Here is an 18,209-nt window from a genome sequence, read left to right as displayed (position 1 = left end):
GTCCAGAGCCGACCTGCGCGAACCCTTCCCGGCCCGTGTGGACAATTCCCCAGCGCCGCATGCTCGAGACGAACCGCTCTTCCCCGACCTCGTCTTGGAGCCCACCCATGACCGCAAAGACCAACGCACCCGCCCCCGCACCGGCCCGCACCACCACGCCCGCGGCACGCCGACTGCGCCCCCGCAGCGGGGACATCGCCCTCGACACCCGCACCGGCCTCCTGCTCGACCTCACCACTCCCGCCGAGCCTGCCCCGCAGCTACCCCGCGGGCGCGCCCAGGGCCGCTACCGCTGCCTGGCCTGCGGCCTGCCCCTGGAGTACTGCGGCCCTCGCACCCGCCCCGACTACACCGCCCGCTTCCGCCACACCCGCCACGACCCGGACCGCTGCAACGCCAGCCCCGCACGCCAAGCCAGCATCCCCGCCGCCATCCGCAACGCCCGCACCCTGGCCCGCCACCTCCGTACCGCCCAGCCCGGCGCGGACATTGAGCTGGCCGTCACTGCCATCGCGGACGGCGACTGCCCACCCGTGCTGGCACTGCGCCTGCACGCTCCCCAAGGCCCCACCACCGTCCATCTCGCCTACGCCAACGAGCTGTCCCCCCACCAAGCCGATCAACTGACCGACACGGCCCGCGACACCACCACCCATAACTGGCTGCTGTACGACCGCAACACCCCCACCCACACCCACGACCTCGGACACATAACCGTGCGGCTCCACCGGCAAAACCAGCGACTGGAGCGCCTCACCCCCACCGCCACCCAACGCCGCCTGGCCACCACTCCCATCGCCATCGCCTGGCGCGCCCAAGGGCTCCTGCTGGTCCCCTTCGGCGGACACGCAGTTCTTCACGAGCCCCGCAGCGGAGAGAACTGGACAGGCCCGGCCGCCTCCTTCCAACGCGACTGGAAGATCAGCCATCCCCGGCCCGCCAAGGACGCGACCTGGTGGGGCCTGGTTCCCCTCCCTCTGCGGGCCCTCACCACCTCCACGCTGCTAGCTGCCGCGACACGAACCATGGCCGACCTGGAACGCGCCCAACACGGCCGCGAAAGCTACCGGCGCGCCCAGGCCCGCGCCCAGTTCGCCCCTGCACAAACCCAACTGCCCCCCACGCGCGCTGCGGCGCCGAGGCTGCCGGTGGCGGCGGCCGACGAAGACACGGTTGTCTCGCCGACACAGCCCACGCCGGCACCAGCACCTTTCGCCTCGAGCGCCGTTGCGAGGCCGCGGCTGGCCCGGCTACGCAAAGCCCTGCGAGGACTGTTCCGGCGACCCTGAACCTCGTCGACGACCACGGGGCCCTCTCCCTGGGCCCCGCATCATATTCAGGCGGTGTGAACGGCATTCCCGGAACAGGACGGCCCGCGGAGCGACAAGCAACGGTCCCTGCGGCGCAGCGGGAGCAGGATGGTAAACGCGGCGATGACGCGAGGAGGAGCGGCGTATGGAAGTGGGGGAGCGGTGGGCGCACCGAACGGCACCGCACCACGGCCCAGTCGAAGAGGTCGAGGTACTGAAGATCGGCGCACAGCGCCCGCTGCGGATCAAAGTGCGCTTCATCGCCGAGGAGGCCGAGGGCCGCGAGGAGTGGGTGCCTTCAGCCCGACTGCGCGTCCTCTGGCAGGACAAGGACGCGTGGCTGGCCAGCGAGCAGCAGTGGAGCGAACTGACGAAAGACAGCCCGGACGACGAGGACCCTGCCTTCCGGGCGGTCACCATCCTGTTCGACGAGCACCTATGGGACGGGCTGGTGACCTTCGGCGTCAACTACCGTGACCGAGGCCTGCTGTACGTCGAAGATGCGCCCGCGCTGGCCGCGCTCCTCGACGTGCCCGAAAGCTTCTTCTTCAGCGATTCGCGGGCTTTCACCGACACTGACGGCGCGCTGACCGCGCCCTGGCCCACCACTGTTCAGGTCGCACGGCTCCTGGCTCGTACCCGGGCCGACCACCTCATGGCCGTCGTGCACAAACACGAACACCAGGCACGCCAAGACGCGATCTACGGTCGCTACTACCCCGGCCGCGGCAAGAATCCCGGCACCCACATCAGCCCCGAGATCTGCGCAGAGGTCGACCGCAGCAGCCAACCCGCCTACAACCTATTGCGCCAGTGGTGCGGAGCGGACGTGGTCGAGAGCTTCGAAGAACTCAAGGCCCTGCGCGACGAAGTCCTCCGCATCGGCCAGCTCATGGAGCAGGCAATCGGCAGCCTCCGCCAAGCCGGACAGACCCGGGCAGCCGACCGCTTCGAGCGGGAACTCGGCATTCCCCTCGAGACGCTGCGCCAGGCCGAGCGCGACAACGGACACTCCCGACCGACCGGGCACCGACGACAGGAAGATCCGTGTCCCGCACCAAGCTGAATGAGCGGCAACTCGACGTCCTGCGCCGCATCTGCCACGGTCAGACGCCCATCACCTCCGACGACTCCGGCCTCGCCACAACCATCTACGCCCTGCGCAATCGTGGCCTGGTCACCACGACCCGGGCCGACGGCCGCTGGAGCGCAGCCCCCACCGAGGCCGGCCGCCAACACCTCGCCCACACCGACGCCACGACCGCCCCACGACCGAGCGCCCCGTCGACGGCATCCGAGGCGGCAGAACTGATCACCAGACTCCAGCAAGCCAGCGGCACCCTGCACATCGCCAATCCCACCCCGGACGAGCGGGCCCACTGGCGCCGCGTCCTGCACGCCGTACGCGCCGACCACCTGGTCCCCGACGGCCACCATCTTCAGCACACCGGACGCGACAAGGGCGACCTGATCATCACCCTGCGCCCTGGGCCACCGCCGGGACGCTCCACACCCCCAAGCGAGACCGTCCCCGTCCCCGACGACCTGCCCCCAGAAACCTTGCACCCCGCAGCCGCCGCAGCACACATCCCGGCCTGCCCCGACTGCCAGCCCCGCGCCCGCCGTATCCTCCACGCCCTCTGCCACAGAGCAGAAGCCAAGAACTACATCGTCGGCAATCCCGAGGCCAGTTCAGCAGCCAGCCTGGTGATCACCATCGGCGACAGTTCCTTCCCGCTCTCCTTCCACGAAGGTTCCTACGAGGTCCCCGACCCCAGCGGCGCGAAGTACGCCTGGCAACGCGTGACCGCGCGCACCACACGCCCATCCCACGAACTCGAGCTCAGCCTCGAGCACACCTACGCGCACCGAGGCCGACGCTCTCACTGGGGAGACCGGCAACGCTGGCGCCTGGAAGACAAACTCCCCGCCCTCTTCCGAGAAATCGCCCACCGCGCATACACCGACTACGAACGACAGCAGGCCCTGCAGCGCAAAGAGGAAGAGACACGCCAACGCTGGCTGACCGCGATGCAGCAGGCACGCACCGCCTTCTTGGAAGATCACCGGCTAAAAGCTCTGCACGCACAGGTGCAGGCCTGGCAGGAAGCGACCGCCATCCGCGCCTACTGCGACGCACTCGAAGGCCACCACGTCACCCCTGATGCGGCCGAAGCAACCACTGCCTGGATCACCTGGGCCCGGGCCTATGCCGATCGCATCGACCCCATACCCCAGAACCCAGGATGACCGGTGCCCGCCCGGATGACGCCGCTCGTGGACACCTACCAGGAGTTGCACCGGTGCGTGGCCGGCCAGGAGACGGCACGCGGGCGCCGGTTCAATGCGTTCCTGGCTGAGGTTCTGCGCTCGGGCGGTCTGCATGACGCGGTCAGTGATCAGCGCGGACTGCGCGGCCGGGACGAGACCGATGTGTCGTTCACGCTCGGGCACACCGGTTACATCATGGAAGCCAAGTGGGAGCGTGAACCGGTCAGCGAGACTCCTCTGCTCAAGATCGAGGGGCGGCTGAAGACCCGGCCGCCGGGGGTCCGCCCGGTCCTGGTGCCCATGTCCGGTTTCATCGCACTAGCCCGGGAGCACGCAGAGTTCCACGCCGGTGTGGTGCTGTTGGATCGCTCGCACGTCGAGGCCATGGTGTCCGGACTGATCAGCGCCGAGGCTCTCTTTCACCGGCATCTGGCTGTCACCAGTCGGCGTGGCGGCTCGTACGTGCCGCTGGCCGATCTCTTGCAGGGGGACGCGCAGGGACCGCCGCCGTCGCTGCTGAGGTCCTCGGCGCAGGGCATCGACGGCCAGGAGCTCGACGACGCGTGGGTCGACCAGGTCGTCGACCTCGGCTCGCAGTGGGGCCAGTACGAGTACGTTACCAACATCGGGTTCGCTGCTTGAGGAGAGAACGCCCATCATGCCCTGAAATGGCTTGTGGCGCTTGGGAATTATCCTCAAGAGCGACGGAGAAGCCTGGAAGACAACACGCGCCGTCTGATAGAGAGAATAGCAGCGGCCGGAAATAGATGGGCTGTAGTTTTGAAGGCATCGCGCTGGGCAGCTTCAACTACCTTCTGAGGAACCTCCAATGGATCCCCGTTGGCGAATTCTTCCCATGCTGTATCTCGCATCCCTTCCGTGCGTCTACGCAGCCATTGCATCTTCCATGTCCGCTCACACTGCCTTAGATTTGCCTCATTCCGAACGAGCATAGAGCGTGACACCCTTTTGAACCATTGCCAACGCACATCAATTGCCCGGTTGTTGAAATATGATTCGTTGAGCATGCCAACCGTTGACTGCACCATCCGGCGTAGCAGTTTGCGTCCCTGATCGGATTCAAGGAAGTCATTTACGAGGTCCGAGTCGTCGCGGTCTAGCTCTTCGAGGTGTCGTCGCATCCACTCAGTACCGTCGCCCCCCTTTCCATTTACTTGACTTTCCGCTCTGAGTATTCTGGCATGCAAATCCCTCTCATAGTCAGCCCGCTCCTGCGAGTCAGGTACTAGGAGGCGGAGTATGTGGTGAGCCGCATCCATTCGCCCCCAGGCGAAATCCGACTCTCGCCAGTCCGAGTCAAAAAAGGCGCCAAAGTGCCGCATCCGTATACCGTACAGTTTTCGATCACCTAGGCGGGAAAATGCATCAGTGTGGAACAAGGGACTGGGGGCGTCTGGGCCAAGGCGGAGAAATTCGAAGCGCGGAGAAAGGCGCTCTACAATTCTAGGAACAGGCGCGAAGGCTTCGGTCAGAACCTCGACGGCAAGGCAGGCACTTACAACATGCTCCGGGGTGCGCCATGCAATTTCACGTTTCACATGGTTTATATCTGTTGTGTACAGGTTCGCCGCACTGTTCACCAGTTCAGCCATCTTGCGGGTAACACCCATCTTGGTGAATATATCGGTGAGCATACTCGTCGCTGTCTCGTCAGAAAGCTCAACTCCATGAGGTCCAAGGCCTCGAACGGCTGCTCTGGCGGCGTCAGTTATCGCCAATGCATCTCGAAGATTATTGCTGATATAGGCTGCCGCCTCCATAAGGATTTTCGAATCACTTTCTTGCTGAAGGTCGGCCAGGTCGTGCAGGTGGGTGCGTAGCATTTGCAGGACACGTTCAGCAGTAATCAGACCCCATCTCCACTCCTCAAGGTCAGGAGAATACAATTCGCTACCCGACGGCATGGGGGCCCACGGTGGATTAGATCTAAGAATTGCTTCAGCGTCTATCTCGGGAGTCGTCACCAAGGACGTCACACTGTTGTTATTGGAGCGGATGGAATGAAAGTCCCATATTACCGACGTGGCCCGCCTCCGTCGATATTCAGGCATCAAACCAATTGCGGTGCGCAGCAAGGCGGCAGATTCTTGCAAGTCGGATTTTAGCCACTCGAACAGTATTGGCCTGTTTTCGAAGATCCAGTCGATCGGCTCCTCTTTTCTCCTGGCGTACTCCCAAGCCTCGGGATCCCTCCGCCGAATACGGTCGAGCATTTCTACATCTTGCTTAAGCCAATTCCTGACGCCAGCATCGGTACGTATTTCCTCTAGGCCATCGCCGTCCACGGTGATGAACTCAAATAGCCGTGGATGTCCCGCTAGCTGCGAGAAAAGTTCTTCTTGCGTGCCCCGGATACTGGAACGTAGTCGCGAAGCGAGTATATCAATATTCGAACGAATATCTGCCTCTTGTGGATAGTTTAGGGCGCTCCATACGGTGCTTGACCATTGTGTCTCTTCACAGCGTGATGGTGCGACGCCTTCTTGAATTGGGCCTGCAGACGGAACGATGTAAACGACTACTCGACGAACCGGCCCTTCCAGGCGACGTTCGGCAATGGCGTCTAGTACTGGTTCAAACGGAGCGTTGTTCAGGACACCTCCATCGATCACGCAGCTCGACGGATGGCCCAAAGAGGGAGGAGGCACTATACGATTGCCAATTAGCTCTTCCTCTCGCACAGGAGGAAAGGCCACTGGATAACTTGCAGTTGCTCGCGCAGCCTGAGATAGCGCCTGCACCTTTTTTTCTTCCTCTGTCCACAAGTCGTCATGTGGGTCAGGTACTATCTGCCACCCGACATCAGCAACATTCTTGTATTTCGTAGCGCTGGGGTCATGTTCGAATTTGTAGAGACGGCGATGATCTCGGACGTCAAATTTTCCTTCAAAAGCATCTTTGAAGTGGCGCGCGCTTCCACCCAGGGCGGTCGCGGTCAAGAAGAGGGTCACGGCTTTATCGGGTGCGCTAACTTGGGGGATATCGTCGATTGCCTTCTTGATCGTCTCTTCGAAAAAATTCCCATTTAGGACGCTATGGCTTGGGTGTTCGCTCAGGAGTTTCTGCAAATCGGCGGAGGTCTTCCATATCTGTCGAAGGTTCGACATGGGTGCGCCGCGCGCTATAGTGGACGCGAGAAGCATCCCATTGAGGCCCCCTGCGGAGGTCCCAGAAATGATGTCGATGAGAACGCCCGCGTGAGCCTTATTTGTAATTTCTTGCCACATTGAAAAGATCGGCTCGTCCTCGGGGAAGTGGCTGGGGTCCTTGCGAGATGCTCTGCGGATGAGATCTAGTTCATGAATCACGCCGCCCATCCAAACGGCTAGACTGACGCCTCCATTCAGAACCAACGCCAAGCGTATTTCATGGAAGCCTTTCTTGTGTCCCCAAATTCCATCGATCATGTCAGCAGCGTATTCAATCCTGCGGCCCTACGCCTCTCTTGTTGGGCCGAAGGAGGTAGGCCCGAATAGACTCCCTCGGGGCATCCTCAGCGAAGCAGCTGACCCGGCACGTTGCGCCCGCGTCACGATGGACGGTGACGGAGGCCGACGACCGGTCTGTGCAGTGACAGTCGGGTGCGCCAGAAATCTTGGGACGTAAGTGGCTAAAGGGTGTTGCACAAGGCCGTGAGCTGGGCATCTCCCTTGTATGGCCGGGGTCTTACGTGCTGAGCGAGTGTGGGTGGAGACGTTCACGGGGCTGCGGGTGACGCAGTTCTCGGGTCTGTTGAAGGTGGTGCGGGAGCGGGGCGGCAACGGCACCTTGCGGGGCCGGCCGTGGTCGTTGCCGTTGGCCGAGCGGGTGCTGATGGTGGCGGTGTACTACCGCACGAACCTGACGATGCGGCAGCTGGGCCCGCTGTTCGGGGTCTCTTCCTCCACGGTCTGCCGGGTCATCCAGCGGCTTGGCCCGCTGCTGGCGCTCGAGCCCGTCTCCCGCACGACCGATGCGGCGGACCGGTTGTGGGATCGTGGACGGCACCCTGGTCCCGGTCCGCGACCGGAACGTCGGCTCATCGTCACGCAACTACCGGTTCTCCGCGAACGTGCAGGTCATCGTCGATGCCGACACCCGACTTGTGATTGCGGCCGCTCGCCCGGTGCCGGGCACCACCGCGGACGCCCACGCCTGGCGGGCCTCCGGGCTGAGCGAACACTGCCAGGGCATGACCGTCCTCGGCGACGGCGCCTACCTCAACTGCGGGATGGTCGTGCCGCACCGCAAACGCCCACACCGGCCCCTGCTGCCGGGCGAGGAGGACGACAACGCTGCCCACCGCAAGGTGCGCGCGCGAGTGGAGCATGTGATCGGTCGGATGAAGAACTACAAGATCCTGCGCGACTGTCGACAGCGCGGCGACGGGCTCCACCACGCGGTCCAGGCCGTCGCTCACATGCACAACCTCGCCCTCGCATCATGACCAGAAGACCGCGATCACAGGCCCTGACCTGCCCGAACATGGCCTTGTGCAACACCCTTTAAGGGCAATGCTGTTGCTTTACGCGTCTGCGGGTGGGGGTCGTTGGATGCGAACTGCTCGGCTGCCGGTGCGGGTGGGCTGGGGCCAGGTGTGGTGTTCGGCCCGTTTGAGCCAGTAGTTGGACATCTTGCGTTTGACGACGCGGGGCTGGCTGCGCAGGCGTCTTGCGGGAAGGAGGCGTTCGAGTAGGTCGTGCTGGAGCAGGACGAGGGTTCTGACCAGCAGGTCAGGGGGAAAAGCTGCCCGGCGTGAGGGTCACGCTGCGCCGGGCGGAGCGCAGGGTTTCGGTGAAGGAGATCCGGTCGGCATCCAGGCCGCGGCTGGCGGCGGTTCTCACCATCAGCTCGCGCAGCGCGTGGTGGACCAGCAGATGTGCCCAGATTTGCTGCAGGACGCCCTCGGGGGTTTTGCTGCTGAGCACGATGCGGGCACCGCGTTGATGGGTCTTGAGCTCGGCGAAGACGGTTTCCGCTTCCCAGCGTTCTTGGTAGAGCGCGGCCAGCTGGCGGGCGGGATAGCGACGGGCGTCGAGCAGGCTGGTCACCAGCCGGTAGTCCTCACCCTCACGGCCAGTGCCATTGAGCTGGTAGGCCACCACCCGCACCGTGACCGGGTCGGTGTGAGCGCGATCGGTCTGAGCGTGGATGCGGGAGATCCAGGATCCGTCCCGCAACTGCCGGTCGATGGGCAGGATGCGGTTGGCGGGCACCCGCCACAGCAGATCAGCGCCGCTGGCGGTGAAAGCCCGCCACAACGGCACGCCGAGGAACTCCCGGTCGGCCAGGACAAGTTGACCCGGCCCGCAGGAACGGGGCAGGCGGCCGACCAAGGTGACTTCGGCGGTGCGGCAGCCGGCCAGCTCGGCGTCCAGGACGAGGTGGGTGCCCACCTCGATCAGACAGGCCATCCGCACCTGGGGAAAGGCGGACTTGTCGCGGCCGCGGCTGTTTCCGGGACGGCCGAAGACGGCCTCGTTGGCCGGGCTGTCGGCCACGTCCCAGCAGGTGGCGTCCACCGCCAGCAGCCGCAGCCCGCGCCAGAAGCAGCCCGGGGTGACCTCGGCGCCCATCGGCTTGGCGGTCGTCGTGAACAGCACCCGCAGCGGCTCCGGGCCCAGCCGCTGACGGGCCCGAAACAGCGACGACTTCGCCGGGATGTGCCACTCGCCCAGCAACCCCGCACCTCGCAGGCCCTCGACCAGATGCCGCATCACCTCCAGATACGGCGCCGGGGAGAACAGGGCCAGTGCGAGCACGAAGTACACCACCAGCCGGGCCGGCAGCAGGCGTCTGCGCTGCTCCGCACGACCGCACGCGGCCACCACACGATCCACCAACCCCGGCGGATACACCCAGGTCAGCAGCCCCAAGCCCGATAACTCACCGACGTCTGCAGACACCCGCACCACCCCCGGGAGCACTGCACAGCAGCGTACGCCCGAAGGCTAAAACAACGGCATTGCCTTTAAGGGCTGTCCCGCAAAGCACAGTAGGCGGCAGGCGGGGGTCGCTCCGGGAGTCGCTGGCGTGAGCTGCGATGATCCTGTCTCGGGGAGAGGAGCTGTCGTGACGGTGGATGTGCGGCCGGATCCGGTGCAGATCGTTGCCAAGGTGGGGTCAAGCTTCATGGCTGCGGATCCGGAGCGGGCATTCGAGGTCTGGGTGTATCTCGCGCGCAAGGCAGGGTGGCAGGTCAGCCCGGTCGAGGACATGCCCGTGGATCTCAGTGCCGGGGAGTGCGGGGTCGTGGAGATTGAGGGTCTGCGCTACCTGGTGCGCCAGAGCCGGAGAGTTCGGCGCACGCTTGTCGACGACGTCACCGGCGGACCTGCTGAGCGCCCCGTCTTTGGCTTCGCGGCGTGGGCAGAGCCGGTACTCTCCCCGGAGAGCGTGGATTCCTAATCAAGCTCAATCCGTAGAGGCACCTGGGATGATCTCGCCGTGGCTGGTGTGATCATGGCGTCGGAGCCTTCCTGGATAGCCCCGTTCACTGGGTTGAGCCCGCGGCAGTTCGGCAAGCTGGTGACGGTTCTGCGTCAGGAGGGTGCGGACGCGGTCCGCAGGGGCCGGCCATGGAGCCTTCCATTGGAGGACCGGGCACTGCTGGTTGCGGCGTACTGGCGCACGAACCTGACGATGCGGCAGCTTGCCCCGCTGTTCGGGGTCTCGAAGTCGGCGGCAGACCGCATCATCGACCACCTCGGGCCAATGCTCGCTCTCAAGCACCGCAAGCGGTTCGCCAAGGGCACCGTGCTCATCGTGGACGGCACCCTGGTGCCCACCCGCGACCACACCATCGCCGCACAGTCGAAGAACTACAGGTACTCCACCAACCATCAGGTCGTCATCGACGCCGACACGCGGCACGTCGTCGTGGTCGGCCGGCCGGTCGCCGGAAACCGCAACGACTGCAAGGCATGGGGGGAATCCGGCGCCAAAGCCGCCGTGGGCAAGACGCTCACGATCGCCGACGGCGGCTATCCCGGCACCGGGCTCGTCATGCCCCACCGCCGACGCAAGGGCGAAGACCTTCCGGACTGGAAACAGGAACACAACAAGTCCCACAAGCAGGTCCGCGCCCGTGTCGAGCACGTCTTCGCCCGCATGAAGACCTGGAAGATCCTCCGCGACTGCCGACTCAAAAGTGACGGAGTCCACCACGCCATGCTCGGCATCGCCCACCTGCACAACCTCGCACTCGCCGGATAGCCGTGTGGCCCGCACCACGGCCCACACGCCCCAGGCAGCTCGAAGATCATTACGGGACAGCCCTTAAAGGGTGTTGCACAAGGCCATGTTCGGGCAGGTCAGGGCCTGTGATCGCGGTCTTCTGGTCATGATGCGAGGGCGAGGTTGTGCATGTGAGCGACGGCCTGGACCGCGTGGTGGAGCCCGTCGCCGCGCTGTCGACAGTCGCGCAGGATCTTGTAGTTCTTCATCCGACCGATCACATGCTCCACTCGCGCGCGCACCTTGCGGTGGGCAGCGTTGTCGTCCTCCTCGCCCGGCAGCAGGGGCCGGTGTGGGCGTTTGCGGTGCGGCACGACCATCCCGCAGTTGAGGTAGGCGCCGTCGCCGAGGACGGTCATGCCCTGGCAGTGTTCGCTCAGCCCGGAGGCCCGCCAGGCGTGGGCGTCCGCGGTGGTGCCCGGCACCGGGCGAGCGGCCGCAATCACAAGTCGGGTGTCGGCATCGACGATGACCTGCACGTTCGCGGAGAACCGGTAGTTGCGTGACGATGAGCCGACGTTCCGGTCGCGGACCGGGACCAGGGTGCCGTCCACGATCCCACAACCGGTTCGCCGCATCGGTCGTGCGGGAGACGGGCTCGAGCGCCAGCAGCGGGCCAAGCCGCTGGATGACCCGGCAGACCGTGGAGGAAGAGACCCCGAACAGCGGGCCCAGCTGCCGCATCGTCAGGTTCGTGCGGTAGTACACCGCCACCATCAGCACCCGCTCGGCCAACGGCAACGACCACGGCCGGCCCCGCAAGGTGCCGTTGCCGCCCCGCTCCCGCACCACCTTCAACAGACCCGAGAACTGCGTCACCCGCAGCCCCGTGAACGTCTCCACCCACACTCGCTCAGCACGTAAGACCCCGGCCATACAAGGGAGATGCCCAGCTCACGGCCTTGTGCAACACCCTTTAGGGTGTTCTTATGTCGCCAGGGCCGCGTGCTGTTGGAGTCGTTTTGTCCGCTGAGGAGTTCGCGGAGCTGACACGTTGGGCCGACGGGGTGGCGGGCGCTCGGCTGGCTGAGCGGGCGCGGATCGTCCTGGCCTGCGCCGAGGGACTGCCGACCGTGTGGGTGGCGGCGAAGCTCGGGGTGACGGCGGATACGGCCCGCAAGTGGCGAAGGCGGTTCGCTGAGCAGCGGATGGATGGGCTGACGGACGCGCCGCGGCCGGGCCGCCGCAAGGCAGACCTGGTCCTCACCGGCTATGAGCGCGCCCAGCTGACGCGCTGGGCGCGGCGCGCCAAGGCGGCGCAGTACCTCGCGCTGCGCGCAAGGATCGTTCTGGCGTGTGCGGAGGGCGGGACAAACAAGAAGGTCGCCGCCGAACTCGGCGTCAGTCAGCGGTCGGTGAACAGCTGGCGCTCTCGCTTTGTCGCCCGCCGGCTGGATGGGTTGGCGGACGAGCCGAGGGTGGGCCGGCCGCCCTCCATCCTGCTGGACCAGGTCGAGGACGTGATTGTGGCGACGCTGGAGTCCACGCCGGGCCAGGACACGCACTGGTCGCGGGCCTCGATGGCGGCCCGGACGGGTCTGTCGAAGTCGACGATCGGGCGGATCTGGAAGCGGTTGGACCTCAAGCCGCACCTGCAGGACAGCTTCAAGCTCTCCACCGACCCGTAGTTCGTTGCCAAGGTGGTCGATGTCATCGGTCTGTACCACCACCCGCCCGAGAAGGCGGTGGTGTTGTGCGTCGATGAGAAGTCCCAGATCCAGGCGCTGGATCGGTCCCAGCCTGTGCTGCCGATGATGCCGGGCATGCCCGAGCGGCGCACCCACGACTACTACCGGCACGGCATCACCAGCTTGTTTGCGGCCTTCAACATAGCTGATGGCAGCGTCATATCGGAACTCCACCACCGCCACCGAGCGATCGAGCGATCGAGTTCAAGAAGTTCCTGATGCGGATCGACAAGGCCGTACCTGTCGGCCTCGACGTGCCCCTGGTGTGCGACAACTACGCCACCCACAACACCGCCGAGATCAAGACCTGGTTGGGCAAACACGCCCGGTTCCACGTCCACTTCACCCTGACCGGATCCTCCTGGATGAACCAGGTGGAGCGCTGGTTCGGCCTGCTCACCGACAAACTCATCCGCCGCGGCGTCCACACCTCGGTGAAGGCTCTGGAGGACGACATCAAGGCGTGGATCACCACGTGGAGCGAGAACCCACGACCCTTCACCTGGACGAAGAGCGCCGACGAGATCCTCCACTCGCTCGCGGACTACCTCACGAAGGTCACCCCGCCCGACATCGACACTACCTAGCCACGCCCCAGATTTCTGGCGCATCACACTAGGACGCCGCAGGCTCCGCATGGTTCCGTGAGGTGATCGTATGGTGGGGGTGTGACGGCTGATCCTGCTTCGCCCTATTCGACCGGTGGCGGTGGCTTCCGGCTGGAGCACCGCTACGCGGCGACGCTGCTAGCTGCTCTGGTGACGGATAGCCCGGTCAGTGAGCTCGGTGATGATGTCACGCCCTTGGCGGTGCGTCTGCAGGCCAGTGACGTGAGTCCGATTGATGATGTCGTGGTGGAGGGCCGTACGGCTGACGGCCGCACGCGGCGGGTGTCGATCGGCGTGCGCAGGGATCCGGTGCTCGTCACGAGCGATACGAGTTCGGTGCCCTTGGTGAAGGCGTTCCTGCATACCGTGGTGGGCAATTGGGATGAGGTGATGGCGGGCCGCTGGAGGGTCGCGCTCGCTGTGGGGGTCTCGAGTACCCAAGTGCAGCAGACGGCCGCTCTGGCGAAGATCGCGCAGTCTGTGCGTTCGAGTGTGGAGTTCCGTGAAGCCATCGGCCGTCCGAAGGCGACGAACGCAGCACAACGAAGCCGCCTGGGGCACTTGGACGCCCTCGTGGTGGCAGCCTCCAAGGATGACCCCGCGCTTTCCCATGTCGGCGCTGAGGAGCTGACGTGGCGTTGGCTGTCGGCCTTGCGGATCAGGCAGCTGCGACTCGAAGGCGCCGACGAATCAGACCGCACCGTGAGTGTCCACGCCCTGCAGCGGCTGATGGCTGGTGAAGCGGCAGACACCGCGAGTAAGGCGTACGGTGCGCTGGTCGAACAGGCTGGCGCCTGGGCATCATCCGCCGCCCGAGTCGACCAGGCCATGGTGCGCCGCGTGCTGAGCGGATATCCGCTGCAGAGGTCTGCGTCCTACCACGATGCCTGGTCCGTCCTGGACGGGCTGACCCGTCGATTGCGTGAAGGAATCCGCCCGGACCTGTCGGCCGGTGAGGTGCACCTGGAACTGGACCGGGCCGAGGAACGAGCCCGGCTCGTCGATGCCATGTCGCAGGCCGGCACGACGGGCGGCGCACTGGTGGTGACGGGAGAACCCGACGTCGGGAAGTCTGCGCTCACCCTCCGCGCCGCCGAGCAACTCGCGGACCAGGGCGCGGCGGTCGTCTCGCTCAGCCTTCGTGACCTTCCGTTTTCCGCTGCCGAAGCCGAACGTCTGCTGGGAGGCCGGCCGCTGGAGGATGTGTTCGCGGCGGGTGAGATCCGCTCGCTACGGCTGCTCGTCATCGACGGCGCGGAAGCTGTCCTTGAAGGACGCCGGGACCTCCTCCGGGAACTGGCCAGGGCTGCCATCGCTGCCGGCCTGGGGGTAGTTGCGGTCACTCGGACCGACGGAGCGACCCGGGTGCAGGAGGTGCTGCAGAGGGCCGTAGGACTGGCGGGCGCCAGCGCAGCGGTGGCTGAACACGTCGTGACCCGACTGTCTCCAGCAGAGCGCCGCCAACTCGTTGACACTTTCCAGAGTTTGATCCGTCTGAGTTCCGACGCCCGGGCTGAGTGGCTAGTAGGACGGCCGGGCCTGGTGGACGTTCTGCTGCGCGCGGGCAGCATCGCGCAGACGACCGAACTGCTTTCCGAGGCCGATGTGTTCGCGGCAGTGTGGAACGGTCTCATCCGTCACGACGAGCTGCAGGAGCCCGGACGTGCAGCGCCCGACGACCGGGAACAGGCTGTGCTCGCGGTCGCACGTCGCGCACTCAAAACACCTGCGGCAGCGGCTCCAGGCGGTGGCGTATGGGCCCAGTTGCGCTCCGACGCGGTCCTGCGCGCGCCAGCCAACCCCGCACTCGCCGCAGGCGACGAGTTCGCCACCGATTTGATCCGAGACTTTGCCCTGTGCCGGCTGTTCCTCACCGAAGGCTGGGAGCCCCTGCGGACGGCCGGCGCGCCTCGATGGACCATCCGCGCGGTCCGGCTCGCCTGCCAGGCCAAACTGCTCACCGCAGACAGGGCCGCCCATTGGCACATGCTGCGCCGCGAGTTCAACGAGGTCAGCGAGGCCGGGGGAGAGCGGTGGGCAGAAATCCCCATCGAAGCGCTGCTGACCCTCGACGAAGCTCAAGACGCGATCGAGGACGTCTGGGATGAACTCACCGCCGATGACCACCAGGGGGTGAAGACGCTGCTTCGCCTGGCGGAGCTGCGCTACGCCGCGGGACCTGCTGCGGACCCCTTCGCCCTCGCCCCCGTCATCGCCGTCACCTACTGCAGCGACCGTGACCTCGGACAGGACGACCGCTATACCTACCAGGGCGTCGGGGCGACCATTCGCAAACTCGTGCTGGCATGGCTGCGCAGCATGGCCCTCGACGCCCACGGTCCCACACCGCTGCGGCAGCAGGTCCGCGATCGCATCCACTCCACACACCCAGACCCCAACGACGAGTTCGTCGTCGAAGCACTGGCCACGCTCGGCCCGGACACCGACGACCGCACCGAACGGTGGCTGCGGGACCTGGCGGAGCAGAGCCCCTCACGGCTGCGACCGGTTGTCGAATCATTCGGCGCTGCCTTCAGCATGGCCCGAACACGCCCGCAGCTGCTCCTTGACCTCACAGAGGCCTACTACATCGAGCGCCCTCGCCCGGGCAGGGGCGACTGGGGGCTCGACAGGGGCATCCGCGACCTCCAGCACGGAAGGGGAGGCTTCGGCCCCCCATTCGCGGCGTGGCACTACGGCCCGTTCTTCCCACTGCTGCGCAAGCTGCCCGCCGAAACGTTCGACATGATCAACCGGATGCTCGACCATGCCGCGGCAACCCGGGTGAGGACCATGCAACGGCGCGGCGGAGGCGCCGGCGACGAACACGACGATCTGGAAGGCGTCGACCTCGACATTCCTGGCATCGGCCCTCGGCACTACGTCGGAGATGACCACGTGTGGGGCTGGTACCGAGGCTCCACCGTCGGTCCCTACCCCTGCATGAGCGCGCTGCTGGCCGTCGAACGGTTTGCTGACCAGCTCATCAGCAACCTGAACATCCCCCTAAAGACAGTGGTGGAGCTGCTGCTGCGCAACTGCCGCAACCTCGCCATGCAAGGGCTCGTCGTCGGCCTGCTGATCCGCCATCTCGAAGCCGCCCCGGACCTGCTCGATCCCTGGCTCACGTCACCGGATGTGTGGGGTCTGGAATTCGGGCGAGTCAGCGCAGAGGGCCGCTTCCACGTCCGCGGAGCGGCAGCCGATGACGCCGCCGGAAGCGACCGGCGCCGGCTCACGCTTCGCCAGGCGGCTGCGGAGATGACGCTGCGTGCCGTGATTGCAGGTGACCAGGCCCGACTTGACGCATTGGGCGAGATCGCCGACCGACTGCTGGACAACGCGCGCACAGAACTCGACGAGGCGCCCGACGAAGTACCCGATGAAGCGCTGGCAGTGGTCCAGCAGTGGGCGTCGGCGTTCCGGCCCGAGAACTACCGCATTCACCGGGAAACGGACGGCGCCATCACCTGGGAGTATCAAGCCCCCGCCCCTGTTGCGGAAGCACTCGCTTCCTCGGCCGCTGACCTTGTCGCCAGCAGCGAGGCCCTGCGTCTGGAACTGACCTACACCCATGACGAGGACCACCCGGACGGATGGCCTGCCGACGCCCTTCTGGTCGACCTCGCGCTGGCACAGCGGTTCGCTGCCGATCCACCCACCAGCGGCCCCCTCCACCCTGCCGACCCCGTGGCCGCTGTCGCGGCAGCTGCCGTCACCAGCCACGCTCGCGGACTCCTTGTGATCCCGGACGATGACCTGTACTGGGCGGCAGAGACTCTTTTCAGCGTCATCGCGGCGGACCCGGACACCAGCCGCACGGACTATGACGTGACGGTGTATCCGATGGCAGCCGACCGCTCGGCCGCCCGGGCCATCCCCTCCCTGCTACTCGCCCCGTTCGACCACTTGGGCATCGACCCAGTTCGCATCGAGGAGACAGCCATCGCGCTGGCGACCAGCCGGTCCGACGAAGTCCGCACCGCCTTCGTCACCGGCTGCGCTCCTGCATGGGACGCTCCTTGCGCCGCAGCCCACGACGACGCACTCTGCCAGCGGCACAAGCCTCTGTGGGTCGCTGTCCAGGCAGGGCTCGGTGACTGCCGCCTCGGCCCCTGGGACCTGCAGACCCAGCGCCGACGCCCGCAGCCGCTGCCCCCTCCCTACACGGAAACCCTGCCCGCCGTCCCCGCCGCCGAGCTGCTGGTGAACCGGCTCGCGATGCCCATCGCATGTACTGCCGCTGCCCGGAAGGCCACCTGCCTGACCTCGCAGGCGGCCGAACTGCTGACCGCACTGCTGGATGCGCAGCGGATCGGCACAGACCATTGGGGGGCCAAGGATTACAGCGGATACCAAGATCCTCAGCGTGAACTCGTGGCCCGTGTCCTGATCAGCCTTACCGCCCATGGTGAACCGGAACCGCTCACCGCACATCTGCGCACCTTCGCCGCCAATGCCAACGCGCTGCAGAGACTGCTCCACGACTTCACCATTCTGTTTACCTACGACCCCCAGCTGCGGAATTGTCTTCCGAACGTGTGGCCCCTGGTTCTCAAGACCACGCTTGACGCCATCGACGCGGGCGCCGACCTGAAGGGAAACGGCAGCTGGACTGACTACGCCATTGCCGCGCTTCTGCCGACTCCGCAGGTGCGCACAGCGGATACCAATCCAGATGCCACCCTCAACCAGGCACGCCGCGGCTGGCTTGCCCCCGACGCCCTGGACGGACTGGCGCAACGCTGGATCACATTGGCTCACGGCGAACCCAAAGCTGCTGACGCACTGGCCCAGTTCGCCCGCACCGCCCCCCAAGCATGGCAGTGCACCACAGGCCTAACGTGGCTGGAAAGCCTCATCGACGGCCATTACGACAGATTCGCCAACCGGTGCTGGTTCGTGACCCATTGGTTGACCGAACTCCGCGAGACGCGACCTCCTGACGCAACCACGGAGAGCCAGTGGCGCCGCATCGTCGACGCCCTCGCCGCAGCCGGCGACAGCAGCGCCGTCGACCTGCAGCGCATCGACGAATAACTCTGCGCGCGGGAATGAGTCGATTAAGGACTGTCCCGCAACGGCCAGCTTGATGG

9 protein-coding genes and 3 pseudogenes are annotated in these 18,209 nt (G+C 65.7%); 9 read left to right on the top strand and 3 right to left on the bottom strand.

Translation table 11 applies throughout. The features are described from left to right. The first annotated feature begins 107 nt into the window (after positions 1-107). The 4 genes from EDD92_RS52025 (at position 108) to EDD92_RS00450 (ending at position 4,223) form a co-directional block, all read left to right on the top strand. Positions 108-1,289: a hypothetical protein gene (locus EDD92_RS52025; RefSeq protein WP_123962340.1), complete on the top strand. Its 1,182-nt coding sequence runs from the start codon at positions 108-110 to the stop codon at positions 1,287-1,289. Positions 1,290-1,455: 166 nt separating this feature from the next. After that, complete coding sequence (locus EDD92_RS00460) at positions 1,456-2,376, top strand: hypothetical protein (RefSeq protein ID WP_123962339.1); 921 nt, start codon at positions 1,456-1,458, stop codon at positions 2,374-2,376. Beyond that, a complete protein-coding gene (locus EDD92_RS00455; RefSeq protein ID WP_123962338.1) occupies positions 2,358-3,560 on the top strand; it encodes a hypothetical protein in 1,203 nt (400 codons plus the stop codon). The genes EDD92_RS00460 and EDD92_RS00455 overlap by 19 nt, the downstream gene beginning before the upstream one ends. A gap of 3 nt (positions 3,561-3,563) precedes the next feature. After that, positions 3,564-4,223: a restriction endonuclease gene (locus EDD92_RS00450; protein WP_185123878.1), complete on the top strand. Its 660-nt coding sequence runs from the start codon at positions 3,564-3,566 to the stop codon at positions 4,221-4,223. A 53-nt stretch (positions 4,224-4,276) separates the two neighbouring features. On the opposite strand, the gene EDD92_RS00445 is transcribed toward EDD92_RS00450, so the two are convergent. Then, positions 4,277-7,009, bottom strand: a complete 2,733-nt coding sequence (locus EDD92_RS00445) for a patatin-like protein (protein WP_123962337.1) — start codon at positions 7,007-7,009, stop codon at positions 4,277-4,279. A gap of 247 nt (positions 7,010-7,256) precedes the next feature. On the opposite strand from EDD92_RS00445, the pseudogene EDD92_RS00440 reads away from it, so the two are divergent. Then, positions 7,257-8,028, top strand: a pseudogene (locus EDD92_RS00440) (transposase family protein). A gap of 286 nt (positions 8,029-8,314) precedes the next feature. Here the strand turns inward: EDD92_RS00440 and EDD92_RS00435 are convergent. Beyond that, positions 8,315-9,487 (bottom strand): IS4 family transposase, encoded by a 1,173-nt coding sequence (locus tag EDD92_RS00435; RefSeq protein WP_260326245.1) that lies wholly within the window; start codon positions 9,485-9,487, stop codon positions 8,315-8,317. A gap of 166 nt (positions 9,488-9,653) precedes the next feature. On the opposite strand from EDD92_RS00435, the gene EDD92_RS00430 reads away from it, so the two are divergent. Next, positions 9,654-9,989, top strand: a complete 336-nt coding sequence (locus EDD92_RS00430) for a hypothetical protein (protein WP_123962335.1) — start codon at positions 9,654-9,656, stop codon at positions 9,987-9,989. Between the two features lie 39 nt (positions 9,990-10,028). Next, a complete protein-coding gene (locus EDD92_RS00425) occupies positions 10,029-10,796 on the top strand; it encodes a transposase (RefSeq protein WP_123962334.1) in 768 nt (255 codons plus the stop codon). Between the two features lie 125 nt (positions 10,797-10,921). On the opposite strand, the pseudogene EDD92_RS00420 reads toward EDD92_RS00425, so the two are convergent. Continuing rightward, positions 10,922-11,693: pseudogene (locus EDD92_RS00420) on the bottom strand (transposase family protein). 53 nt (positions 11,694-11,746) lie between these two features. Here EDD92_RS00420 and EDD92_RS00415 point away from each other — a divergent pair. Next, positions 11,747-13,092 (top strand): annotated as a pseudogene (locus EDD92_RS00415) (IS630 family transposase). 81 nt (positions 13,093-13,173) lie between these two features. Continuing rightward, complete coding sequence (locus EDD92_RS00410) at positions 13,174-18,153, top strand: ATP-binding protein (RefSeq protein WP_123962333.1); 4,980 nt, start codon at positions 13,174-13,176, stop codon at positions 18,151-18,153. Positions 18,154-18,209: the final 56 nt, after the last annotated feature.

It is taken from the genome of Streptomyces sp. TLI_185, from assembly GCF_003814765.1.
Classification (GTDB): Bacteria; Actinomycetota; Actinomycetes; order Streptomycetales; family Streptomycetaceae; genus Streptomyces.
Note: the sequence above shows the minus strand (reverse complement) of the source record. Positions and strands in the feature narration are given on the sequence as shown.